Origin of the sequence: Nocardiopsis alborubida, from assembly GCF_012396365.1 — a bacterium.
Lineage (GTDB): Bacteria > Actinomycetota > Actinomycetes > Streptosporangiales > Streptosporangiaceae > Nocardiopsis > Nocardiopsis alborubida.
The window spans coordinates 22962-46020 of record NZ_JAAXPG010000030.1; the positions used below are offsets into that span (position 1 = coordinate 22962).

The following is a 23059-nucleotide window of genomic DNA, read 5'->3' on the forward strand; positions in this document are numbered from 1 at the left end:
CCGTCGCGGATCGGCCCGTCAGGGCCAGGTGCCGTCCACCACGGTCCCGTGGCCGGGTTTGCTGCGGTCCAGCCACTCCTGGCGGTTGCGGGCGAAGGCCAGGGACCAGTCGACCTGGCGCTGGTGCAGCTCGGCCAGGCTGACGGCGGCGAGTTCGGGGTGCCTGGCGCCGATCTCCTCGGCCAGGGCCAGCGCCGCCGAGGCGTCGGCGGTCGCGGTGTGGGCGTCGGTCAGCTCCACGCCGTAGTACTCGCACATGGCGCCGAGGTTGCGCTTGCCCCTGCGGTAGGGGTCCACGCCCCGGTCGATCACCAGCGGGTCCACCACGGGCGCCGGGGGGCCGCTCAGGCGCTCCGCGAGGGGCGCCAGCCCGTGCCGCCGCATCTCCCCGGAGAGCACCCTGAGGTCGTAGGGGGCGTTGAAGACCACCAGCCCCTGTCCGGAGGAGAGCTGGTCGGCCAGCGCCTGGCCGATCTCCTCCAGGCACTCCCCGGCGGGGCGGCCCTCGGCCCGGGCCCGCTCCGTGCTGATGCCGTGGATGGCGACGGCGTCCGCCGGGATCTCGCGGGGGCCCGGGTCCACCAGCCAGGTGCGGGCCTTGCCCTCGCGGTCCACCAGCGCGGCCGAGACGAGGAAGGCGGTGTCGGGGTCGCGGGAGGAGGTCTCGGTGTCGAAGCCCAGCAGGGGGGTGGTGTGCCAGCCGGGGTGGCCGCCCCGTGCGGGAGGGACGGGGCGCGGCTCGTGCTCGGCGCAGTAGGTGCGCCACCGGCCGCCCTCCTTGACGACGACACCCTCGCCGGCGCCGACGGAGGACTGGCAGTCGGTGCATGTCCCGGAATAGCGGTTGCGCATGGGATCCTCTCGGCCGGATGGTCGTCACTGCCGTGAACAGCGGCGATTCGTGAACATCGTAGAACGGCGCGGGGACAGTCCGCCGGGAAGGCGTGCCGCGGCCACCGCGGGCGGGAGACGCCTGGGGCACGTGATGTGCAAGTGCCGACTTCTGGGGAAGGAAGAGGGACATGAGTCTGGAAGAGGCATCACGTCAACTCGAAGCAGCCATCCACGACGCCCGCGTGTCCTTCGACTGCATCCTCCTGGAGGAGCTGGACCGGGCGCACACGAACGCCATCACCGCGCGTGCCGCCGTGGACGCCGCGGAGCAGGCCATCCGGGTGGAGATGGAGAGACGGGAGTCCGCCGAGGGCGGCACGTCCGAATCCTCCGGGACCGTGGACTGACCCCTGGTCGCATCGAACAGGTTTTCGAACGGCGGGTATGATCGGAGGCATGCCCGATCAGCCGCTGACGCCGGACTGGCCCGCGAGCGTCCACCCGCCCGGGGCGGACTCCTTCGAACAGACGGCCCTGGTGTGGCTGTTCGACCACGTACCCGCCGACTACCGGTTGCACGGCGTCCTGCGGCGCCATCCGGTCGCCCTGTCCCGGCTGGCCCGCCAGTACGTCTCCTCGGCGCTGGAGGCCGCCCGGGAGGGCTACCGGACCGCCAGGGTCGACCTGCGCGACCACATGCCCCCGCACGCCCTCGACCAGGTCATGAACGCCTACCTCGCGGAGGGGCAGCGCATGGCCGCCGTCCTCAGGTCGGTCGAGGCGGTCGACGCCGCCCTGCGCGCGGCCGCGACCGAACGGGGCGGCGATGAGTGAGACCGCGTACCCGGGCTCCCGGTCAGGCGGTCACCCGGACCACCACGGCCACCTCGTCACCGGTGTTCACGAGGTGGTGGCTGCCGCCGCTGCCCTCGGCGGAGCCCACCACCCGGACCCGGCCCGCGGACAGCTCCGACGCCGAGCGCATCTGCCCGTCCGCGGCGGAGGCGATCAGGTGCGCGCGCCCGCTGACCAGGTACAGCACCTCCATGCCGTGCTGTCGGGGCGAGCGCGGAGCGGGGCCGGACACGAAGCTGTTGGGTTCGAGCGCCACCGCGGTCACGCGGAGCCTGCCGCCCGCGTGGCGCCGGGCCGCGCGGGGGACGAGCTGCCAGTGCCCCCGCCGGGACGGCCGCAGCGTGGGCCTGCTCAGGGAGTCGGCGGCGCCCCGGGCGGCGGCCGCCAGGCGGCCGAGGGTCGGCAGGCGGCGCCCGCCCAGGTGGGCGTAGCCGGAGCGTCGTCCGGCGTCCACCACGTCACCGATCCCCTCCAGGGAGACGGACGCGGTCGGCGCGGTCGAGGGGGCCGGTGCGGCGGCGTTCTGGGGAGCGGGGAGTACGGCAGTGCCGGAGAGAGTGCGCTGGGGCATCGTGAGAGGATCCTTCACGTGTGCGCGCCCCGGGAACGGGAGCGCGCGGATGTCGTCTGGAAGCCCCGGTGCGCCGGGGCGGCAGGGGAAGCGGCCTCGCGGGTTCACGCGGAGACGGAGATCACCCTGCGGGGAGGTGCCCAGCGCCCGGCGTCCACGATGGAGTGGGGGGCGCGGAGGGGCACGCGGTCGGTCGGCGGCGTACGAGGACGCCTCGGCGACGACTCAGCGACGACAACACGGACACGCCGCACGGGCCAGGTGGCAGGAGGCCCCGGGGGCCGTACGAGCCATGGCGTCGGTGCGCGTGCGCGGATACATGGGTGTAAGGAGACCAGCAAAGGCCGGGAGGAGTCAAGCGACGGTCCGGTGGCCGCGCGTGTCGCTCCCCTCACCCCGGCGTTCCCGGGGCGTGTTGCGGGCGGCGCCCCGTGGTGGTGACATGTGGAATCCGAGTACGGCGTGCAGCCACCGCCGGAAAGGGCTCCATCCCCCAGCCGTAGTGACAGGAGCGGCCGTTATGGCATCCGTCCCCGGAAGGCGCAGTTGAGCACCGAGGCGCCGGGACTGTGGGCGCGTGTGCTGGTGCGCGCGCTCGTCGTCGCGGCCGCCTGGGTGATGGCGCTCGGCTTCCTCGGACCGGGGGAGGCCCTGCTCGTCGCCGTCCTGACCGCACTCACCTTCGTGCTGCTGTGGCTGCGCGCCCGCGCAGGAGGACCCGCCACGCCGCCGTCGGACACCCTCCGGGGGCCGGAGCCGCGCCGTCCCCCGGAGGGGGGCTGAGCTCGGCCGCCCCGCCACCGGGGGCCGTACGCGCCACGCCGCCGGACGCTCTTTCGACAAAGCGGTGAGCACCGTGCCGCGCGCGGCGTAGATTCTTGGTCTATGACGGACCGGGATCTCCTCCACGCCCTGCGCTCCGGCCGTACTCCGCCGGAGGACGCCTACGCCAGGCTTCTCGACGCGTACGGGGCGGAGCTGTACCGGCGCTGCATCCTGGTCCTGCGCGACCGCGACGCCGCGCACGTGGTGCTCAGGGACACACTGATCGTCGCCCGCGCGCACATCGGGCGCCTCGCCGACGCCGACCGGCTGGGGGAGTGGCTGCACGCGCTCGCCGAGGCAGAGTGCGCCCGCCACCGGGCCAACGGCCCGCGGACCGGCGCGCCGCGAGAACTGACGCTGCCGGAGAACACCGAGCTGGTCCCGCTGCGGGTGCTCAACGGCATGGCCGGTCCCGAACTCGACGGCTACCGCACGCACGTGGCCGTGCGCGCCGACCGCTTCGACCGCGAGGGCTTCCCCAAGCCGCCGGGCGACCCGGTTCTGACCCGCGGCCTGGCCTCACTGCTGCCCGTGGCCCTGGCGCTGCTGTGCGCCCTGCTGCTGATCGCGCTGGCGGGGTACGTGCTCACCACGGACTCCGCGCACGAGCCCTTCCCCAGCCCGGGGGCGGTCGCCTCGCGCGGCCAGCGCTGAGACCGCCGCCACGCGCGCCGGACCCGGACACGACGCGGCCCGGCGGGGAGCACCCCCGCCGGGCCGTCGCGGCGACGCCGGGACACGTGTGTTCGGGAACCGACTAGCTTTCCTTGACCTCGGAGATGTGCGAGGCGTCGCCGTGCACGCCCGCCTCCTCGGCGCGCTTGACCGAGGCCACGATCTCCTGCTCGGCCTCGTGGCGGCCGACCCAGGTGGCGCCCTCCACGGACTTGCCGGGCTCCAGGTCCTTGTACACCGTGAAGAAGTGCTCGATCTCCAGGCGCTCGAACTCGTTCACGTGGTGAATGTCACGCAGGTGCTCCTGGCGCGGGTCCGTCGCGGGGACGCAGAGCAGCTTGTCGTCGCCCCCCGCCTCGTCGCGCATGCGGAACATGCCGATGGCGCGGGCCCGGATCAGGCAGCCCGGGAACGTCGGGGCCTTGAGCAGGACGAGGGCGTCCAGGGGGTCGCCGTCCTCGCCGAGGGTTCCCTCGACGAACCCGTAGTCGGCGGGGTAGGTCGTGGAGGTGAACAGCATGCGGTCGAGACGGATACGACCGGTCTCGTGGTCCACCTCGTACTTGTTGCGCTCCCCCTTGGGGATCTCGATCGTAACGTCGAATTCCATGCTGATCTCGGCTCCCAATGCGACTAATGTCGCCGTATAACTACAACGTCAGGCCGCTACACCGAAGGAAGGGCAGGTGCCCCCGAGTGCGACGGGTACGAGGCGAGGCGCTCCTCGCGCTGGCCCTGCTCAACATATTCGTGCTGATCGCCGGGTTTGTCGCCCTCGACGTGATCGGGGCCCGGCCCCTTCCCGCGGCGCCCAACCCGGTCACGGACGCCGAGGGCGTGGCGGCGGCGCAACCCGCGGCCTCGACTCCGGCGGACCCGGAACGGATCGCGGACACCCTCGATGATCCCATGTCGGATTCCGGGATCGAGGAGGGCCTCTCCGGTTTCGTCGTGGACGCCGCCACCGGTGAGACGCTCTTCGAGCTGGATCCGGACGTTCCCGTGACCCCGGCCTCGACCACGAAGATCGTCACCGCCGTCGCCGTACTGGACACCGTCGGACCCGACCACGTACTGAGCACCGAGGCCTACCTGGTTCCAGGACAGGACCGCGTGGTGCTGCGCGGAGAGGGCGACGTCACCCTGACCACGACCGCCGACTCCGCAGCTTACCCGCAGGTAGCGACCCTGGAGGAGCTGGCCGAGCGCACGGCGCGGGCCCTGGGGGAGGAGGGCCTCGACGCCGTCTCCCTCGGCTACGACGACTCGCTGTTCACCGGCCCGGACACCGCACCCGGCTGGAAGCCCACCTACGTCCTCGAGGGCAGCACCGCCACGGTGCACGCGCTGATGATCGACTCCGGGAGGTTCTCCCCCGAGGCCAGCGGCCACGGGTCGCGCGTGCCGGACCCGCCCCTGTTCGCGGCCCAGGCCTTCGCCGAACAGCTGGAGGAGGCGGGGATCACGGTCGAGGGAGCCCCCACCGAGGAGCAGGCCTCCGGGGAGCCCGTCGCCAGCGTCGACTCGCCCCCCATGTCGGCGCTGGTCGAGCACATGATGCTGGCCAGCGACAACAACATGGCCGAGGCGCTGGGTCGGGTCACCGCGATCGGGCTGGGCGGGGAGCCCTCCTTCGACGGCGCCGCGGCGGCCACCCACCAGGTGATGGAGAGCCTGGGCGTGGAGGGCGTGCGGCTGTCGGACAACAGCGGCCTGAGCACCGAGAACAGGATCACACCGCGGGCCCTGGTGGAGCTGCTGCGGCTGGCCGCGAGCGGCGACCGCCCCGACCTCAACGCCGCGGTCACCGGCCTGCCCACGGCCAACTCCACGGGCACCCTGGCCGTGCCGGGGCGCTACTCCCCCTACTCGGCCGCGCACGAGGGCGCGGGGCTGGTGCGCGGCAAGACCGGCACCCTGAACGGGGTGAGCACCCTGGCCGGGACCATCCACGACCAGGAGGGCAACGTGTTCCTGTTCTCCTTCATGGCCAACCACCCCGACGCCCTCGGCCACCGCCTGGACCCGCTGGCCGCCGCGCTCAGCCAGTGCGGCTGCTCCTGACCGGATCACCACGCGCACACGCCCCCGTCCGCGCGACCGGACGGCGGCGGTGCGGCTCCTCCGGCGGTACCGGGGGAGCCGGGGAAATCGGTCGCCCTCAGGGTCATCCCGGGCGGTACCCGGAATTCCCGCCCTGATCCCCGTGCCGTCCCGCGCCGCGTGGGTAGGCTGGCGGTGTGACTGTGATCGACTGGGACGTAGCCGTGAACACCGGTGTCCGCCTCGTGCGCCCGGGCCCGCAGGTGGACCTGTCCGACGCGCGGCAGGCCGTCGCGCAGTTGCGCGAACTCTCCACCGTGGCGGCCGGACACGTACGCGAATTCACCGGAATGAACCCCCTCGAACCAGCGGGCCCCGCGGTCATCGTGGACCGCCCCGGCTGGATCCGAGCCAACGTCGACGGGTTCCGAGTGGTCATCGAACCCGTACTCGAACAGATGGGCGCCGACCGGCTCAACAACAGCCCGGCCGGGAACCTGACCAGCGCGGTCGGCTCCCGGATCACCGGGGTGCAGCTCGGAGCGGTGCTCTCCTACCTGGCGGGGAAGGTCCTCGGCCAGTACGAACTCTTCCTGCCGCCGGGCCCCGACGGCACCCTGCCGACCGGCCGTCTGACGCTGGTGGCGCCCAACATCGTCAACGCCGAACGCGAGATGGACGTCGACCCCCGGGACTTCCGGCTGTGGGTGTGCCTGCACGAGGAGACCCACCGCATGCAGTTCACGGCCACGCCGTGGCTGCGGGGCCACGTCCAGGACCTCATGCAGGAGCTGCTCCTGTCGTCGGAGATGGACGCGGGCGACCTCATCGGCAGGCTGCGCGCCGCGGGCGAGGCCGTCGCCGACGCCGTCCGGGGCGGGGGCGAGAGCAACCTCATCACCGCCATCCAGAGCCCCGAGCAGAGCGAGATCATGGACCGGGTCACCGCGGTCATGAGCCTCGCCGAGGGCCACGGCGACTTCGTCATGGACGCCGTCGGCCCCGAGGTGGTGCCCACCGTCGCCACCATCCGCGCCCGCTTCCAGAAGCGCCGCGAGTCCGCCAACCCCGTCGACCGGATCATGCGCCAGCTGCTGGGCATGGACATGAAGATGCGCCAGTACGAGGAGGGCGCCGCCTTCGTCCGCGCCGTGGTGGCCGCGGTCGGCATGACCGAGTTCAACCGGGTGTGGACCTCGCCCGAGACCCTGCCCACCCTGGCGGAGATCCGCAACCCCACGGCCTGGATCGACCGGGTCGTGCGCCCGGCGGCCATCAGCGAGTGAGCGGTCCGCACCCCGCCGTCGCCGCCGTGCGATCGGCGGTCCGGCGGGTGCTGCGGGACCTGCCCGCCGACACCACGGCGCTCGTGGCGTGCAGCGGCGGCGCCGACTCCCTGGCGCTGGCGGGCGCGGTGGCCTTCGAGGCCCCCCGCGTGGGCCGGGCCGCGGGGGCGGTCACCGTCGACCACGGGCTCCAGGAGGGGTCGGCCCAGCGCGCCGAAGCGGTGGCCAAGGTCCTGGACGGGCTCGGGCTCGACCCCGTCCTGGTCAGGACGGTGCGGGTGACCGGCCCGGGCGGACCCGAGGCGTCCGCCCGGCGCGCCCGCTACGAGGCCCTGGACGGAGCGGTCGCCGACCGCGCCCCCGCCGTGGTGCTGCTCGGCCACACCCTCGACGACCAGGCCGAGACGGTCCTGCTCGGCCTGGCCCGCGGCTCCGGGGCCCGCTCGCTGGCGGGCATGGCGCCGCGCACCGGCCACCGCCTGCGCCCCCTGCTGGACCTGGACCGCGCCACCGTGCGCGAGGCCTGCGCCCGGATGGGGCTGGACGCGTGGGAGGACCCGCACAACCTCGACCCCCGCTTCGCCCGGTCGCGGGTGCGCCATGAGGCCCTGCCCGCCCTGGAGCGCGCGCTGGGGCCGGGGATCGCCGCCGCGCTCGCCCGCACGGCGGGCATGCTGCGCGCGGACGCCGACACCCTGGACCTGCTCGCCGACGGCCTTTTCGAGGAGGCGTCCGCCCCGGGGGACGGGGACCGGCGGGACGGGGACCGCGGGGACGCGCGCGCGGTCGGGCCCGCACTGGCGGTGGCGCCGCTGGAGCGGGCTCCGGAGTCCCTGCGCACCCGGGTGCTGCGCCGGGCCGCGCTCGCCGCGGGCTGTCCGGCCAGCGCGCTGACCGCCCGGCACGTGCGCGAGCTGGACCGGTTGGTCACCGCGTGGCGTGGTCAGGCCCACATCGACCTGCCCGGAGGCGTCCGGGGCCTACGTGTCGCGGGCCGTGTCCGTTTCGAGGGCTGAGGTCCGTCTGCGTCCGGCGTGTCCGCCCCGCGGGACGCGCCGTCGCGGGGGGAGGCGGGCCGGTCCGGCTCCGCCGCCGTGTTCGGCACGTTTATCCTGGTTGCCGCAAACGGGGAACCCAGCAGCGAGGACATCAGCGTGGACGCCAAAGACATGGGTCGGGACCTGGAGAAGGTCCTGGTCACCGAGGAAGAGATCAAGGCCCGCCTGGAGGAGATCGGCGCACGGATCGACGCCGACTACGCGGACAAGGACCTGCTCATCGTCGGTGTGCTCAAGGGCGCGGTGATGGTGATGGCCGACCTCGCCCGGGTACTGCACACCCCGGTCTCCATGGACTGGATGGCGGTCTCCTCCTACGGGGCCGGGACCACCTCCTCCGGGGTGGTCCGCATCCTCAAGGACCTGGAGACCGACATCAAGGACCGCGACGTCCTCATCGTCGAGGACGTCATCGACTCCGGTCTGACCCTGTCGTGGCTGATCGGCAACCTGAAGTCGCGCGGGCCCCGCTCGGTGGAGGTCTGCACCATGATCCGCAAGCCGCTGGCCTTCGACGTGGACCTGCACGTCGAGTACGTCGGCTTCGACCTGCCCAACGAGTTCATCGTCGGCTACGGCCTCGACTACGCCGAGAAGTACCGCAACCTGCCCTTCATCGGCACCCTCGCCCCGCACGTCTACGAGGGCTAGGCGGCGTTGTCTTCGGACCTGCGCCCCGCTTCGTTCCGTGTTCGGACGCCCTTCGCCGGGGGAACCCCCGGCGCCCGCGGCGGGTCGGCTCGTTCCTCGCGAACCCGCCTCCGCCGCCTCCAGGACCCCGTGGGCGTCCGAACCGTCCCCGGGGCTGAGGCCGGTCCGAGAACAGACTCCGGCGACGGCCCGCCGGGAACACCGTTCCGCCTCCGTGCGGGCCCGCAGGGACCCGTACGGAGGCTGTGGGGAGAGCCACGGGAACAACGCGGTGGGGTGTCGTCGTTGCCTTCATGACGGTTCCCGTCCGGTCGTCCGTGCGGGCGTGCCCGCCCTTGGGGGCGAGGTGTACCGTCGAATATCCCGGCGACGTTCCGGGGAACCACGTGTCCGATAGGTCCTGCTTCGGAAACTCCTCTGGGGTGGGGCGGCCTGGTCAGGAGGGACGGACCCGACAGGGTTCCGCTCACATGAATCTGAAGCGTTTTTTCCGCGGCCCGTGGATCTGGATCCTGGCCGTCGGCCTCATGCTCATCATCGGCTTCCGCGTGTTCGACGTCGGTGGCGGTCCCCAACCCACGGAGACCGACATCTCGACCGTCCACCAGTTCATCCAGCAGGACGAGGTGAACAACGCCGAGATCGTCGACCGCGACCAGCGCATCGTGCTGACCACCGTGGACGACGAGATCTACGAGGCGTACTGGGTCGAGGGGCAGGGCCTCCAGCTCGCGGAGATGCTCCAGTCCTCCCTGGACAGCGAGGGCTCCAGCCTGGAGTCCTACGAGGTCTCGGTCGCCACCACGCCGGTGTGGACCACCGCGCTGTTCAGCCTGCTGCCGCTGGTCATCATCATCGTCATCTTCTGGTTCATCTTCAGCCAGATGCAGGGCGGCGGCTCGCGCGTGATGAACTTCGGCAAGTCCAAGGCCAAGCTCATCACCAAGGACACGCCCAAGAACACCTTCTCCGACGTAGCCGGGGCCGACGAGGCCATCGAGGAGCTCCACGAGATCAAGGAGTTCCTCCAGAACCCGGCCAAGTTCCAGGCGATGGGCGCCAAGATCCCCAAGGGCGTGCTCCTGATGGGCCCGCCCGGCACCGGTAAGACCCTCCTGGCCCGCGCCGTGGCCGGTGAGGCCGGGGTGCCGTTCTACTCCATCTCCGGCTCGGACTTCGTCGAGATGTTCGTCGGTGTGGGCGCCTCCCGCGTGCGCGACCTGTTCGAGCAGGCCAAGGCCAACGCCCCCGCGATCATCTTCATCGACGAGATCGACGCCGTCGGCCGCCACCGCGGCGCCGGTATGGGCGGCGGGCACGACGAGCGCGAGCAGACCCTCAACCAGATGCTGGTCGAGATGGACGGCTTCGACGTCAAGGGCGGCGTCATCCTCATCGCCGCCACCAACCGGCCCGACATCCTCGACCCGGCGCTGCTGCGCCCCGGCCGCTTCGACCGGCAGGTCGTCGTGGACCGCCCGGACATGGACGGCCGCCGCGACATCCTCAAGGTCCACGCCAAGGGCAAGCCCATGGCGGACGACGTCGACTTCAACGTCATCGCCCGCCAGACCGCCGGGATGACCGGCGCCGACCTGGCCAACGTCATCAACGAGGGCGCCCTGCTGTCCGCGCGCGGCGACCGGAAGGTCATCACCCACGCCGTCCTGGAGGAGGCGATCGAGCGGGTCATGGCCGGTCCCGAGCGCAAGACCCGGGTGATGTCCGACCGGGAGAAGAAGGTCATCGCCTACCACGAGGGCGGACACGCCCTGGTGGGCCACGCGCTGCCCAACTCCGACCCGGTCCACAAGATCACCATCCTGCCGCGCGGCCGGGCCCTGGGCTACACGATGTCGGTGCCGACGGAGGACAAGTTCCTCACCTCGCGCTCGCAGATGATGGACCAGCTCGCGATGATGCTCGGCGGCCGCGCCGCGGAGGAGCTCGTCTTCCACGAGCCCACCACCGGCGCGGGCAACGACATCGACAAGGCCACCAGCCTGGCCCGCAACATGGTCACCGAGTACGGCATGAGCGAGCGCCTGGGCGCCCGCAAGTTCGGCTCCGGCAACACCGAGCCCTTCCTCGGCCGGGAGATGTCGCACGCCCGCGAGTACTCCGAGGAGATCGCCTCCATCATCGACGAGGAGGTGCGCCGCCTCATCGAGTCCGCGCACGACGAGGCCTACGACGTCCTCGTCGAGTACCGGGACGTCCTGGACGACCTGGTCGTGGCGCTGCTGGAGAAGGAGACCCTGTCCAAGGCCCAGGTGCTGGAGATCTTCGCGCCGGTGGTCAAGCGCCCGTCCCGCGGCTCCTACACGGGGTACGGCAAGCGCCAGCCCTCGGAGCGGCCTCCGGTGCGCTCCAAGAAGGAGCTGGCCGTGCTCAACGGCGCCGAGGTCACGGGGGCCGGCGCGGTGCAGGGCTCCACGGACGTCCAGGACCCCCAGGCGGTCCGGGGCCCCTCGGCCAACGGGCAGCTCCCGGGGCCGTCCGCCAGAGATGAGGGGGACGAGGCGTGAGCGCGGCTGAGGAACTACCTCCCAGGTCCGTGGACCGCCTGCGCATCGAGCGCGCCGTCCGCGAGATCCTGCTCGCCATCGGCGAGGATCCGGACCGGGACGGCCTGGTCAAGACGCCCGAGCGGGTGGCCAGGGCCTACGAGGAGCAGTTCGCGGGACTGGGACAAAAGCCCGGGGACGTGCTCACCACCGTGTTCGAGGCCGGACACGAGGAGATGGTCCTGGTCAAGGACATCGAGCTCTACTCCACCTGTGAGCACCACCTGGTGCCGTTCTACGGGGTGGCGCACGTGGGCTACATCCCCGGCGCGGACGGCCGCATCACCGGCCTGAGCAAGCTCGCCCGCCTGGTGGACGTGTACGCGCGCCGCCCGCAGGTGCAGGAGCGGCTCACCGGCCAGGTGTCGGACGCGATCATGGAGTTCCTCCAGCCGCGCGGGGTGATCGTCGTGGTCGAGGCCGAACACCTGTGCATGACCATGCGCGGGGTGCGCAAGCCCGGGGCCAAGACCGTCACCTCGGCGGTGCGGGGGATCTTCCGCAGCAGCGACCGGACCCGCTCCGAGGCGATGAGCCTGATCCTGAGCCAGCGGTAGGACCGCGCCAGGGCCCTCCCCGGAGCGGCCGGGCGCGTCCCTCCCCCGAACCCTCCCCGGCGACCGAGGTCGCGGGGGAGGGTTCGGTGCTTTCCCGGGCGGGCGCAAGCCCCGGGCGCGCGCCTCCGGTTCTCCGGCGTACGCGTAGGGTGATCCTTATGGGGCCGAAACACACACTTCCGGGCCTGCCCGACCGCGGGCGGTGCCTGGTCATGGGGGTCGTGAACGTCACCCCCGACTCGTTCTCCGACGGCGGCGCGTGGTTCGATCCCGACAGGGCGATCGAACACGGGACGCGCCTGGTCGAGGAGGGCGCGGACATGATCGACGTGGGCGGTGAGTCCACCCGTCCCGGCGCGCAGCGTGTCTCCGCGGAGGAGGAGCTGCGCAGGGTCGAACCGGTCGTGCGGGAGCTCTCCGCGCGGGGTGTCGCCGTCAGCGTCGACACCATGCGCGCCGAGGTCGCCGAGAAGGCCGTGGAGGCCGGGGCCGTCCTGGTCAACGACGTCAGCGGCGGGCTGGCCGACCCGGCCATGGCCCGACTCGTGGCCTCTTCCGGCGTTGCCTACGTGTTGATGCACTGGCGTGGGCATAGTCATGACATGCAGAGCCGTGCCGTGTACACGGATGTCGTCCAGGAGGTCCTCGATGAGCTCCGCGACCGTATGGAGGCCATGATCAGTGCAGGTGTCGACCCCGGCCAGATCGTTCTGGACCCCGGGCTGGGATTCTCCAAACGCCCCGAGCAGGCACACAACTGGGCGCTCCTGCACCAACTGGAGCGCTTCCACGAACTGGGACGCCCCGTGCTGGTGGCCGGATCGCGCAAGCGCTTCCTGAGCCGCCTGCTCGGCGACGCCAAGGGCGAGGACCGCCCCTTCGCCGAGTGCGACGCCGCCACCGCGGCCGTCACCACCCTGTCCGCGGACCGGGGGGCGTGGGCCGTGCGGGTGCACGACGTCCGTCCCAGCGCCGACGCCGTCCGCGTGGCGGCGGCCTGGTCCGACGGGGGCGCCCGTCTGGACGAGGGACGCGCCGAGCCGGTGGAGGGCCGCCTGTGAAGTCGCGCCAGGAGGTCATGGAGCGCGTGGCCGAGGCCAACGCGCAGTTCTACAGCGCCATCGAGAACGGTGACATCGACCTGATGCGCAGCGTCTGGGCGGAGGAGCACGAGGCGCCCGACCTGGTGTGCGTGAACCCCGGCTGGCCGCTGCTGCGCGGGCGCACCGAGATCATGCGCGCCTGGTCGCTGATCATGGCCAACGTCACCTACATCCAGTACGTGCTCACCGAGACCCACATCGGGATCGGCGGCGACATCGCCATGGTCACGTGCGAGGAGAACGTGCTGACCGCCGAGGAGGACAGCCCCGGCTTCGTCGCGGGCGGCCAGGTGGTCACCACCAACCTGTTCGTGGACACCGAACAGGGGTGGCGGCTGTGGTCGCACCACGCCTCGCCCGTGCTCATGGAGGACGACGAGGACGAGGGAGAGGTCGAGGCCTGATGCCCGATCGCGTCGCGCTCCGCGGACTGCGGGCACGCGGCCACCACGGCGTGTTCGACTTCGAACGCCGGGAGGGCCAGGACTTCGTGGTCGACGCGGTGCTGTACCTGGACACCGCCCCGGCGGCGGCCTCCGACGACGTGGGCGACACCGTCCACTACGGCCTGCTCGCCGACCGGCTGGTCGCGATCGTGACCGGGGAACCGGTCAACCTGATCGAGACCCTCGCCGAGCGGCTGGCCCGGGAGTGCCTGGCCGAGCCGCTGGTCGAGCGGGCGGAGGTGACGGTGCACAAGCCGTCGGCGCCCATCGAGCACGAGTTCGCCGACGTGGCCGTCACCGTGGTCCGGGCGCGGCGCGATCCCTCCACACGGCGTGCCGTGCTCTCCCTGGGCTCCAACCTCGGGGACCGCATGGCGTCCCTCCAGGGAGCCGTGGACACGCTGCTGGGCGGCGCGGGCGCGCCGGTCCCGGTGGCGGTGTCCCCCGTCTACGAGACCGCGCCGGTGGGCGGACCCGAACAGGGGGCCTTCCTCAACGCGGTCCTGGTCGTGGACGCCGACGGACCGCCCCGCGCCCTGCTGGAGCGCGCCCAGGCGGCCGAGCGGGCCTTCGACCGCGTCCGCGAGGTCCGCTGGGGGCCGCGCACGCTGGACGTGGACGTCATCGCGTTCGGGGACGTGCGCGACGACGACCCGGAGCTGACCCTGCCGCATCCGCGCGCCCACCAGAGGGGGTTCGTGCTCCGGCCCTGGCTGGACGCCGACCCCGGTGCGCGCCTGCCCGGGAGGGGGGCGGTCGCCGACCTGCTGGACGCCTGCGGTGAGCAGGGGCTGCACCGGCGCGACGACCTGCGGCTGCGTCTGCCGGGGCGCGGCTGATGCCCCAGGACGAGGAGGGGCGGATGCGCCCCACCGGGTGGCGGGTGCCGTCCCTGCTGGCGGTGGTCGGCGCCCTCGCGGGGGTGCTGATCACCAACTCCCTGCCGGGTCTGCCGCTGCTGCCGTGGTCGGCGATCCCGACCCTGCTGCTGCTCGCGGTCACCGAGGGCTACACGGCGGGGCGGACCCGCAGGCGCATCCGCCGGGAGCCGGGCACCGAGCCGATGCAGCCGCTCAGCGCCGCCCGCCTGGTCGCCCTGGCCAAGGCCAGCGCGCTGTTCGCGGCCCTGGCGCTGGGCTTCTTCGCGGGGATGGCGCTGTCGGTGTCGGACACGCTGGTGCTGCCCGTGCACCGGGAGGTGTTCCTCACCGCGCTGGGCACGGCCCTGTCGTCGGGGCTGCTGCTGGCCGCCGCCCTGTACCTGGAGCACGCCTGCCGGGTCCCCGAGGACGACGATCCGCAGGACGGCGCCCGGTTCTGACTCCCCGGGGTCTTTCGTCCGAATTGGCCTGCGCGCCGCGTCGGTCTGCCGGTGCTTGCCCCCGGATGGTTGACTGGCTCCGTGGAGACCAGTGACACGACATCGCCGCCCGGGCCCTCCAGGCCGCTCGACGCGGCGTTCGCACCGCCCGGGGACGCCGCCTGGAGCCGTGTGTCGCCCGCCCTGGCCTGGTACCGCCGGATCGTGGTGGGCGTACTGTGCCTGATCGCCGGGGGCGGGGGCGTCCTGCTGCTGCTCGTACGGGCCTCCTGGCCCTGGGCCGTCGCCTGGGCGGTGCTGGCCGCGGCGGTCCTGGCCGCGTGCTGGGTCCTGGCCGGGCTCTTCCGCCGGTCGTGGGGCTACGCGGAGGCCTCCGAGGAGCTCTACCTCACCTACGGGGTGTTCGTGAGGCAGCTGGTGGTCATCCCCTACGGCCGGATGCAGGTCGTGGACGTCACCGCCGACCTCCTCGAACAGGCCCTGGGCATCGCCACCGTGCAGGTGCGCACCGCCGCCAGCACCGCGGACACCAGGGTGGTCGGGCTGCCGCTGGCCGAGGCGGTCCGGATGCGCGACCGGCTCGCGGCGCGCAGTGAGAGCTTCTCGACGGGGTTGTAAGTGCACGGACCAGCTCAGCCGCCGCAGGGCCCCCCGGGCCCGCACGTCCGACCGGGGCCTCCCGGTCCCCCGGGGTATCAGGGGCCTCCCGTCCCTCCGGGGTATCAGAGGCCTCCGGGGCCTCCGGGCCCGCCGTTCGGACCGCCTCCCACCCTGCTGCCCCCGTCCGGGTGGCGGCCCCAGCCGGTCCGGCCCCCGCGGCCGGAGGACGACGTCACCACGGGCGTGTTCCGATCGCACTGGATGAGCATCCCGCTCCAGGTCATCGCGGTGACCCTGGTCTTCGTGGCGCTGGTCGGCCCGATCCTCAACACCTTCGGCCTCGCCTGGGTCGTGATGATGACGGTGGCCGTCGTCTTCGGCACGCTCGCCTACGCCCTGCCCGCGTGGTGGTACGCCACCTTCGGGCTGCGCGAGGACCACCTGGTCGTGCACAGCGGCCTGGTCAGGCGCAGCTCGCGCGAGGTCCCGCTCAGCCGCCTCCAGGCGGTGGACGTGGTCCGGCCCCTGTTCCTCCAGGTGTTCGGCATGGCCGAACTGCGCATCGAGCTGGCGGGCGGCGACGGGAGCGACATCCGGCTGCGCTGCCTGCCCCGGGCCCTGGCCGAGCGCCTGCGCGTGGCCGTCCTCGCGCACGCCGCGGGGCTCCCCGGGCGCTCACCGGAGGCACCGGAGTGGCCGTTCTACCGGTTGCCCTTCCTGCTGCTGCTCGGCGCGCTGACCTTCCGCGTGCCGGTCCTGCTGTCCTTCATCGCGCTGCTCATGCTCGCCACCGCGGGCGCGGTCTTCGCGGAACCGGGCGTGGTGGGCGCGCTCCTGCCGCTCACCCTGGGGCTGCTGCGCTACTTCTGGGGGCCCCTGGCCCGCTACACCGACTACTACGCCTCCCTGTCCTCCGACGGCCTGCGCCTGCGCTACGGCATGTTCCAGCGGCGCATGCAGACCGTCCCGCCGGGGCGCGTGCAGGCCGTGCGCGTGGTCGAGCCCCTGCTCTGGCGGGCCCTGGGGGTGGCGCGGGTCGAGGCCAACGTCGCGGGCTACGCGGGCGCGCGCCAGGGCGACTCGTCCACCCTGCTGCCCGTGGCGCCGCGCCGGACGGCCTTCGCTCTGGTCAACGAGCTGTTCCCGGAAAGTGAGGCGGCCCACGTGCCGCTCGTGCCCAACGACAGGCCGGTGCCGAGCCTGGTGGGCGTGGACGAGCACCTCTTCGTCAGCACACGCGGCCTGTTCTGTCTGGTGACGGAGATCGTCCCGGTGGAACGCGTCCAGACGGTGCGCCTGGTGGCCGGACCGCTGGCCCGCGTCACGGGGCGCGTCGCGGTGGACGTGGACACGCCCCCGGGCCCGGTCCGGGCCAGGGCCCACGGGCGGGAGGCGCTGGAGGCGCGCCGCTTCCTGGACGCCCTGGCCGAACACGGGCGCCGGGCCCGGGTGCCCGCGGCGGGCACGGAGCGCTGGGCGACCCGCGCCACCCTCACCCGCCGGCCCGGGTCCGCCGGTCCGCCCTCCTTCGAGGAGGCCGGACCCGGCGAGCACGCGCCCGCCGGTGCGCCGGTGCCCGTCGAGGATCAGGATCCCGCCGCGCCGCCGGGTGGCCGCCCGCGGTTCCTGGAACCGCGGGCCGAAGGTCCCGGATCCGAGGATCCGGGACCAGGGGCTCCGGAAGCCGGGAAAGACGGCACCGGCGACACCTCCGCCGAGGACGGTACGGAGGGGGCTCGGGACACCCCCGAACGCTGATGTGGCGTGCGTCACATTAAGGGGCTCGCAGGCTTCCTTTTGTGGTCCACATGTCGGACATGGATGCGCACGGATGGTGATACTTCCAGGTTGCGGCCGCGAAACGCTTTCGCGTTGTGGCCACATGGGGCGAGGGAGTATGGCTAAATGGTGACCGAACACGAGGAGTGTTCATTGTCATACGCATAGTCAATGGTATCGACCGGTTGGCGCCCCCCGCCAACCGGTCCGACGGGAGAAACCACATGCTGAAGAAGGCTTTCGCCGCCAGTGCCATCGTCGCCGCCGCCGCGGGCGTCCTGCTCACCGGCGCTCCGGCCATGGCCAACAGCAACGTCTCGACCTCCGGCAACGGAAGCATCCTGGGGGGCAACCAGCTCGTGGCCGACCTGGACGTGCCGATCAACGTCTGCGGCAACGCCATCGCGGTCCTCGGTGTGGCCGGTGCCAACTGCACCGACTCCGGCGCCACCGTGAAGAACTGGTAGTAGCTCCGGGCGACCCGACCCGGCTCCGCCGGGCGACGGGTTCCCGAACGAGGCGCCATTCCGTGACGACGGGGTGGCGCCTTCGTCGTGTCCGCGTCCCGCACGCGATTCTCCCGGATCCGCCCCGCGAACCCCGACTGCGACCCGCCCCCTTCCGCTCGGCCGCAACCGCAATTGTCGTCCGACTGGAAACCGTTGGGCCGGTGACGCTGCGCGCACACGCCTCCCGCCGATGTCGGAGCCTTTGTCCCGATCGCATCCGAGAGGCGTGCGCACGGAGGGTGAACATAAAGATGTTTCTCGTTATAAGGCCAGTTCAAAGCGGGGAAACGAGGGCTCTCCGGGGGTAATTTCGTGAGCGGCTCCCCAGGGCGCCACCACGCAACCACCCGTCCGGCGGTCCCCCCGACCGGACACAGAAGGAGACGCGCAGTGCTCAAGAAGACGCTCGCCACCAGTGCCGTGATCCTCGCCTCCGCCGGGGTCCTCCTCACCGCGGCACCGGCGGCCGCGAACGTCGGCACCTGGACCTCCAACTACGGTTCCGACTTCAGCGGCAACCTCTCCTACATCAACGGCCTCGCGAACACGAACACGGGCTGCGGCAACTCCAACGCCGCCTTCGGCCAGTCCCTGGGCTCGTGCTTCAACACCGGGGTGATCATCCAGGACTGATCCGACCGGTCCCGCGGAGGGGCCGGCGGAGCCGGGCGTGGGGGCGGACGCGGTGTCCGCCCCCACACCCGTGCGCGGGGGCGGGTCGGCAGGTCACCGGCCGGGGAGGACTATCGTGTGCTCAGGGGCCCCGGCATGACAGGAACCGGACGCGCCTGACGCATTCGGACCACGAGGGGGCACACATGGAGACGACGCAGGGACGCCCCGCCCGCCTGCGGGTCGGCGTCATCGGATCCGGCCGGGTCGGCTCCGTCCTCGGCCAGGCCCTCGGCCGGGCCGGGCACAAGATCGTCGCCGCCTCCGCGGTCTCCGAGGCCTCCCGGGCCCGCGTCGCCGACCGCCTGCCCACCGCGCGCGTGGTCGAACCGGCGCAGGTCGCCGAGGCCAGCGACCTCGTCCTGCTCACCGTCCCCGACGACGCCCTCCCCGAACTCACCGAGGGGCTCGCCTCCACCGGCACCGACCTGCGCGGCAAGATCCTCGTCCACGCCAGCGGCGCGCACGGCTACGGCGTCCTGGCCCCCGCCACCCTCGTCGGCGCGCTGCCCCTCGCGCTCCACCCCGCCATGACCTTCACCGGGCGCGACGAGGACGTCGACCGCCTCGCCAACTGCGCGTTCGGGGTCACCGCGCCCGAGCAGCTGCGCCCCATCGCCGAGGCCCTCGTCGTCGAGATGGGCGCCGAACCCGTGTGGATCACCGAGGACAAGCGCACCCTCTACCACGCGGCCCTCGCCGGAGGCGCCAACCACCTGGTCACCCTGGTCTCCGACAGCGCCGCCCTGCTCGCCTCCGCCGGTGTCCCCGAGCCCGGCCGCATGCTCGCCCCCATGCTCGGCGCGGCCCTGGACAACGCCCTGCGCCTGGGCATCCACGGACTGAGCGGCCCCGTCCTGCGCGGCGACGCCGGAACCGTCGCCGGGCACATCGAGCAGCTGCGGGAGAACGCCCCCGAGAGCGTGGCCAGCTACGTCGAACTCGCCCGGCTCACCGCCGACCGCGCCATCAACGCCGGAATGCTCAAGCCCGAGGACGCCGTGCGCCTGCTCGACGTCCTCCGCCGCTGAGGAAGCGCCGGGTCCGGCGCGCGCACGGCCGCCGCGACGCAGAACACCACCACGGGAAACCACCGATGACCGCATCCGCACCCCGCTCCGCCGCCCCCGCCCCCCTCGTCGCGCACACGCCCGACGAGCTGCGCCGCGCCCTCTCCGGCGCCGGACGCGTCGCCCTCGTCCCCACCATGGGCGCCCTGCACGAGGGCCACCGCAGCCTCATGCGCCTGGCCCGCGAACGCGCCGACACCGTGGTCGTCAGCGTCTTCGTCAACCCGCTCCAGTTCGGGCCGAACGAGGACTTCGACCGCTACCCGCGCACCCTGGACACCGACACCGCCGTGTGCGCGGAGGAGGGGGTCGACGTGGTCTTCGCGCCCGGCGTCGACACCATGTACCCCGCCGAACAGACGGTCACCGTCCACGCGGGCGCGATGGGCGACCGGCTGGAGGGCGCCTCCCGCCCCGGGTTCTTCACCGGCGTGCTCACCGTGGTCAGCAAGCTCCTGCACCTGGTCGGCCCGGACCTCGCGGTCTTCGGGAGCAAGGACGCCCAGCAGCTCGCCGTGGTCCGCCGCATGGCCGCCGACCTCAACATGCCCGTGGAGATCGTCGGCGCGCCCACCCTGCGCGACCCCGACGGACTGGCCACCTCCAGCCGCAACGTCTACCTGTCCGGGGCCGAGCGCGTCAGCGCCCTGTCCCTGTCCCGCGCCCTGGAGGCGGGCCGGGCCGCCTCCGCCGGAGGCCCCGACGCGGTCCGCGCCGCGGCACGGGCCGTCCTGGACGACGCGGCCGGGGCCGAGCCCCCCGTCGAGCTCGACTACCTCGCGCTGGTCGACCCCGCGACCTTCGCCGACGCCCCCGCCGACCACGTGGGCGAGGCCGTCCTGGCCGTCGCCGCCCGCGTGGGCGCGACCCGGCTCATCGACAACGTGTCCCTGACCCTCTGAGCCGTCCCCCGCCCCGCGTCCCAGGGGAGGGCCGGACCCGTCGCACACCAGCGCCGCGTACCGGCGGCTCCCCGGAAGAGAGAACCCAGATGAGCACACCCCTCCAGACACGGCTCGACGCGCCCGAGCCGGGGTGGACGATCGAGGCCGACGTCGCGGTCGTCGGCTCGGGCATCGCCGGTCTGAGCACCGCGCTGCGCTACGTCCAGCGCACCGAGCGCGGCCGGGTCGTGCTGGTCACCAAGGACCGCCTGTCCACCGGCTCCACCGCCTACGCCCAGGGCGGGATCGCCGCCGCCATGGCGCCCGAGGACGGGCCCGTCGCCCACATGGTCGACACCCACCTGGCCGGGGCGGGCCTGTCCGACCCCCACGCCGTCAACGTCCTGGCCGCCGAGGGCCCCGACGCCCTGCGCTGGCTCATCGGCCTGGGCGCCGAGTTCGACCTCGCCGAGGACGGCGCCCTGGCCCTCACCCGCGAGGGCGGCCACCGCGCCGACCGCGTCGCGCACGCGGGCGGCGACGCCACCGGCGCCGAGATCCAGCGCGCGCTCGTGGCCGCCGTCCTGGCCGAGGAGCGGATCGAGGCCGTCGAGCACGCCGTGGCCCTGGACGCCCTGCGCGACCCCGGCACGGGCGCGGTGTGCGGCGCCACCCTGCACGTCATGGGCGAGGGCGCCCGTGACGGCGTCGGCGCGGTCCTGGCCCCCGCCGTGGTGCTGGCCACCGGCGGCATGGGACAGGTCTTCGCCGCCACCACCAACCCGCCCGTGTCCACCGGCGACGGCCTCGCCCTGGCGGCCCGGGCCGGAGCGCGCCTGCGCGACCTGGAGTTCATCCAGTTCCACCCCACCGTGCTCTGGCTCGGCCCCGAGGCGCGCGGGCGCCAGCCCCTGGTCTCCGAGGCCCTGCGCGGCGAGGGCGCCTACCTGGTGGACGCCGGGGGCAGGCGCATCATGGAGGGCGTCCACGAGCTGGCCGACCTCGCCCCCCGCGACGTGGTGGCCCGCACCATCGCCCGCACGATGGCCGAGCAGGGCGTCGACCACGTCTACCTGGAGACCCGCCACTTCGGCCGGGCCACCTGGGAGAGGCGCTTCCCGACCATCCTCGCCTCCTGCCGCGAGCACGGCATCGACCCGCTCACCCAGCCGGTCCCCGTCGCCCCCGCCGCCCACTACGCGTCCGGCGGCGCCGAGGTCGACATCGACGGCCGCACCTCGGTCCCCGGGCTGTGGGCCGTCGGCGAGGTCGCCCGCACCGGGGTGCACGGCGCCAACCGGCTCGCCTCCAACTCCCTGCTGGAGGGGCTGGTCTACGCCGACCGGATCGCCGCCCGCCTGGCGCGCGGCCCCGCCCCCCGGCCCGCGCGGGCCGAGGCCACCGGCACCGTCACACCGCTTCCCGATCCCGCCACCGCCGCCCGCGTGCGTACCCTGATGTCACGCCACGCCGGGGTGCTGCGCACCGGCGAGGGACTGGCCGAGCTGACCGCCGAACTCGACGCCCTCGCGCGTCCCGGCTCCCCGGCCATCCCCGACGTGGCCGCCTGGGAGACCGCCAACCTGCTCACCGCGGCCCGGCTCGTGGCCGCCGCCGCACTGCACAGGACCGAGAGCAGGGGCGCCCACCAGCGCGCCGACCACCCCGAGCCCGTACCCGGGCTCCGGATCCGACCCGTCGTCGTCCGACTGGAAGGGAACACCATCGTGACCACGGATGAGGACTGGACGCCCTCCCTGCCGCCCGCGCTCACCGCCGAACTGGACTCCATCGCCTTCCCCCTCGCCGGTTCCCGCCTCTCGGGGCGCCCGGACGCGCGCGCCGAGTTCTCCCTGCCCCACACCGCCCCCTCGCAGTCCCACGTGGACCTGGTCCGCCGCGCCCTGTCCGAGGACCTCACGGCGGGGCCGGGCATCGACGTCACCACCGTCGCGACCATCCCCGGCGACCAGGTGCGCACCGCGCACGTGGTCGCCCGCGCCGACGGCACCGTCAGCGGCCTCCCGCTCGCCGAACTCGTCTTCTGGCTGGTCGCCGACGGGGCCCTGGAGGCGCACCGGACCGTGGCCGACGGCGACGCGGTCAAGCGCGGCGACGTCCTGATGACGGTCACCGCGCGCACCCGCGACCTGCTCACCGCGGAGCGGACCGCACTCAACTTCCTCACGCACATGTCCGGAATCGCCACCGCCACCCGCGCGTGGGTGGACGCCGTGGCCGGTACCGGCGCCCGGATCCGGGACAGCCGCAAGACCCGCCCGGGACTGCGCGCGCTGGAGAAGTACGCCGTGCGCTGCGGCGGCGGGGTCAACCACCGCTACGGCCTCAGCGACGCCGGACTGGTCAAGGACAACCACGTCGTCGCCGCGGGCGGGGTCGGCGAGGCGGTCCGCGCCATCCGCGCGCGCTTCCCCGACCTGCCCCTGGAGGTCGAGGTGGACCGGACCGACCAGATCGAGGACGCCATCGCCGCGGGCGCCGAGGAGATCCTGCTCGACAACTTCACCGTCGAACGGCTCCGCGAGGCCGTCGCGCTGGTCGCGGGCCGCGCGCGGCTGGAGTCCTCCGGAGGCCTGACCCTGGACGTCGCGGGTGACGTGGCCCGCACCGGGGTGGACTACCTGGCGGTCGGGGCGCTCACCCACTCCAGCCCGGCGCTGGATATCGCACTTGACCTGTTGTGAGCGGCCCGGGTGGTGGAAGATTCCTTGAGAACACACCACTTCGACCAC

24 protein-coding genes and 1 pseudogene are annotated in these 23059 nt (G+C 73.2%); 22 read left to right on the forward strand and 3 right to left on the reverse strand.

The features are described 5' to 3' along the window. Positions 1-18: 18 nt before the first annotated feature. Positions 19-852, reverse strand: coding sequence for an exonuclease domain-containing protein (locus HGB44_RS25460; protein WP_061081551.1), 834 nt, complete (start codon positions 850-852; stop codon positions 19-21). 170 nt (positions 853-1022) lie between these two features. On the opposite strand from HGB44_RS25460, the gene HGB44_RS25465 reads away from it, so the two are divergent. Both HGB44_RS25465 and HGB44_RS25470 read left to right on the forward strand, forming a co-directional pair. Then, positions 1023-1241, forward strand: coding sequence for a hypothetical protein (locus tag HGB44_RS25465; RefSeq protein WP_061081550.1), 219 nt, complete (start codon positions 1023-1025; stop codon positions 1239-1241). Positions 1242-1278: 37 nt separating this feature from the next. Continuing rightward, positions 1279-1668, forward strand: a complete 390-nt coding sequence (locus tag HGB44_RS25470; protein WP_210752154.1) for a hypothetical protein — start codon at positions 1279-1281, stop codon at positions 1666-1668. Between the two features lie 22 nt (positions 1669-1690). Here the strand turns inward: HGB44_RS25470 and HGB44_RS25475 are convergent, their stop codons facing one another. Further along, the gene (locus HGB44_RS25475) at positions 1691-2260 is read right to left on the reverse strand and encodes a hypothetical protein (protein WP_061081549.1); all 570 of its coding nucleotides are present in this window, start codon (positions 2258-2260) and stop codon (positions 1691-1693) included. A gap of 546 nt (positions 2261-2806) precedes the next feature. On the opposite strand from HGB44_RS25475, the gene HGB44_RS25480 reads away from it, so the two are divergent. Further along, the gene (locus HGB44_RS25480) at positions 2807-3043 is read left to right on the forward strand and encodes a hypothetical protein (RefSeq protein WP_082768455.1); all 237 of its coding nucleotides are present in this window, start codon (positions 2807-2809) and stop codon (positions 3041-3043) included. Between the two features lie 102 nt (positions 3044-3145). Beyond that, positions 3146-3739, forward strand: a complete 594-nt coding sequence (locus tag HGB44_RS25485) for an RNA polymerase sigma factor (protein WP_061081548.1) — start codon at positions 3146-3148, stop codon at positions 3737-3739. Positions 3740-3842: 103 nt separating this feature from the next. On the opposite strand, the gene HGB44_RS25490 is transcribed toward HGB44_RS25485, so the two are convergent. Continuing rightward, positions 3843-4370 (reverse strand): inorganic diphosphatase, encoded by a 528-nt coding sequence (locus HGB44_RS25490; RefSeq protein ID WP_013155954.1) that lies wholly within the window; start codon positions 4368-4370, stop codon positions 3843-3845. An 86-nt stretch (positions 4371-4456) separates the two neighbouring features. On the opposite strand from HGB44_RS25490, the gene dacB reads away from it, so the two are divergent. The 18 genes and pseudogenes from dacB to HGB44_RS25575 all read left to right on the forward strand — a co-directional run bounded on the left by dacB (position 4457) and on the right by HGB44_RS25575 (position 23011). Further along, positions 4457-5824 (forward strand): D-alanyl-D-alanine carboxypeptidase/D-alanyl-D-alanine endopeptidase, encoded by a 1368-nt coding sequence (dacB, locus tag HGB44_RS25495; RefSeq protein WP_061081547.1) that lies wholly within the window; start codon positions 4457-4459, stop codon positions 5822-5824. 182 nt (positions 5825-6006) lie between these two features. Beyond that, positions 6007-7089 (forward strand): zinc-dependent metalloprotease, encoded by a 1083-nt coding sequence (locus HGB44_RS25500; RefSeq protein WP_061081546.1) that lies wholly within the window; start codon positions 6007-6009, stop codon positions 7087-7089. After that, the gene (tilS, locus tag HGB44_RS25505) at positions 7086-8105 is read left to right on the forward strand and encodes a tRNA lysidine(34) synthetase TilS (protein WP_061081545.1); all 1020 of its coding nucleotides are present in this window, start codon (positions 7086-7088) and stop codon (positions 8103-8105) included. The genes HGB44_RS25500 and tilS overlap by 4 nt, the downstream gene beginning before the upstream one ends. A 138-nt stretch (positions 8106-8243) precedes the next feature. Next, on the forward strand, positions 8244-8798 hold the full coding sequence (gene hpt / locus HGB44_RS25510) for a hypoxanthine phosphoribosyltransferase (RefSeq protein ID WP_231972504.1): 555 nt from the start codon (positions 8244-8246) through the stop codon (positions 8796-8798). Positions 8799-9268: 470 nt separating this feature from the next. Continuing rightward, positions 9269-11326 (forward strand): ATP-dependent zinc metalloprotease FtsH, encoded by a 2058-nt coding sequence (gene ftsH, locus HGB44_RS25515; protein WP_061081544.1) that lies wholly within the window; start codon positions 9269-9271, stop codon positions 11324-11326. Continuing rightward, entirely contained in the window at positions 11323-11922 is a 600-nt protein-coding gene (gene folE, locus HGB44_RS25520; RefSeq protein WP_082768454.1) for a GTP cyclohydrolase I FolE, read from the forward strand. The genes ftsH and folE overlap by 4 nt, the downstream gene beginning before the upstream one ends. A gap of 158 nt (positions 11923-12080) precedes the next feature. Further along, on the forward strand, positions 12081-12983 hold the full coding sequence (gene folP / locus HGB44_RS25525) for a dihydropteroate synthase (protein WP_231972503.1): 903 nt from the start codon (positions 12081-12083) through the stop codon (positions 12981-12983). Next, complete coding sequence (locus tag HGB44_RS25530) at positions 12980-13429, forward strand: nuclear transport factor 2 family protein (protein WP_061081542.1); 450 nt, start codon at positions 12980-12982, stop codon at positions 13427-13429. Before folP ends, HGB44_RS25530 begins: the two co-directional genes overlap by 4 nt. Beyond that, a pseudogene (gene folB, locus HGB44_RS32150) lies at positions 13429-13788 on the forward strand (dihydroneopterin aldolase); the annotation flags it as partial. The gene HGB44_RS25530 and the pseudogene folB, both read left to right, overlap by 1 nt. After that, positions 13771-14310 carry a 2-amino-4-hydroxy-6-hydroxymethyldihydropteridine diphosphokinase gene (folK, locus tag HGB44_RS32155; RefSeq protein WP_269458473.1) on the forward strand — a complete coding sequence of 180 codons (540 nt, stop codon included), beginning with the start codon at positions 13771-13773 and terminating at the stop codon, positions 14308-14310. The pseudogene folB and the gene folK, both read left to right, overlap by 18 nt. After that, positions 14310-14792 carry a DUF3180 domain-containing protein gene (locus HGB44_RS25540; RefSeq protein WP_061081540.1) on the forward strand — a complete coding sequence of 161 codons (483 nt, stop codon included), beginning with the start codon at positions 14310-14312 and terminating at the stop codon, positions 14790-14792. The genes folK and HGB44_RS25540 overlap by 1 nt, the downstream gene beginning before the upstream one ends. Before the next feature lie 171 nt (positions 14793-14963). Then, on the forward strand, positions 14964-15410 hold the full coding sequence (locus HGB44_RS25545) for a PH domain-containing protein (RefSeq protein WP_061081539.1): 447 nt from the start codon (positions 14964-14966) through the stop codon (positions 15408-15410). 153 nt (positions 15411-15563) lie between these two features. Beyond that, on the forward strand, positions 15564-17150 hold the full coding sequence (locus HGB44_RS25550; RefSeq protein WP_061081569.1) for a PH domain-containing protein: 1587 nt from the start codon (positions 15564-15566) through the stop codon (positions 17148-17150). Between the two features lie 245 nt (positions 17151-17395). Continuing rightward, positions 17396-17638, forward strand: coding sequence for a chaplin family protein (locus HGB44_RS25555; RefSeq protein WP_061081538.1), 243 nt, complete (start codon positions 17396-17398; stop codon positions 17636-17638). A 432-nt stretch (positions 17639-18070) separates the two neighbouring features. Further along, positions 18071-18313, forward strand: a complete 243-nt coding sequence (locus HGB44_RS25560) for a hypothetical protein (RefSeq protein ID WP_061081537.1) — start codon at positions 18071-18073, stop codon at positions 18311-18313. A gap of 185 nt (positions 18314-18498) precedes the next feature. Further along, positions 18499-19383: a Rossmann-like and DUF2520 domain-containing protein gene (locus HGB44_RS25565; protein WP_061081536.1), complete on the forward strand. Its 885-nt coding sequence runs from the start codon at positions 18499-18501 to the stop codon at positions 19381-19383. 65 nt (positions 19384-19448) lie between these two features. Beyond that, the gene (gene panC / locus HGB44_RS25570; protein ID WP_061081535.1) at positions 19449-20324 is read left to right on the forward strand and encodes a pantoate--beta-alanine ligase; all 876 of its coding nucleotides are present in this window, start codon (positions 19449-19451) and stop codon (positions 20322-20324) included. 89 nt (positions 20325-20413) lie between these two features. Then, positions 20414-23011, forward strand: a complete 2598-nt coding sequence (locus HGB44_RS25575) for an L-aspartate oxidase (RefSeq protein ID WP_061081534.1) — start codon at positions 20414-20416, stop codon at positions 23009-23011. Positions 23012-23059 lie beyond the last annotated feature (48 nt).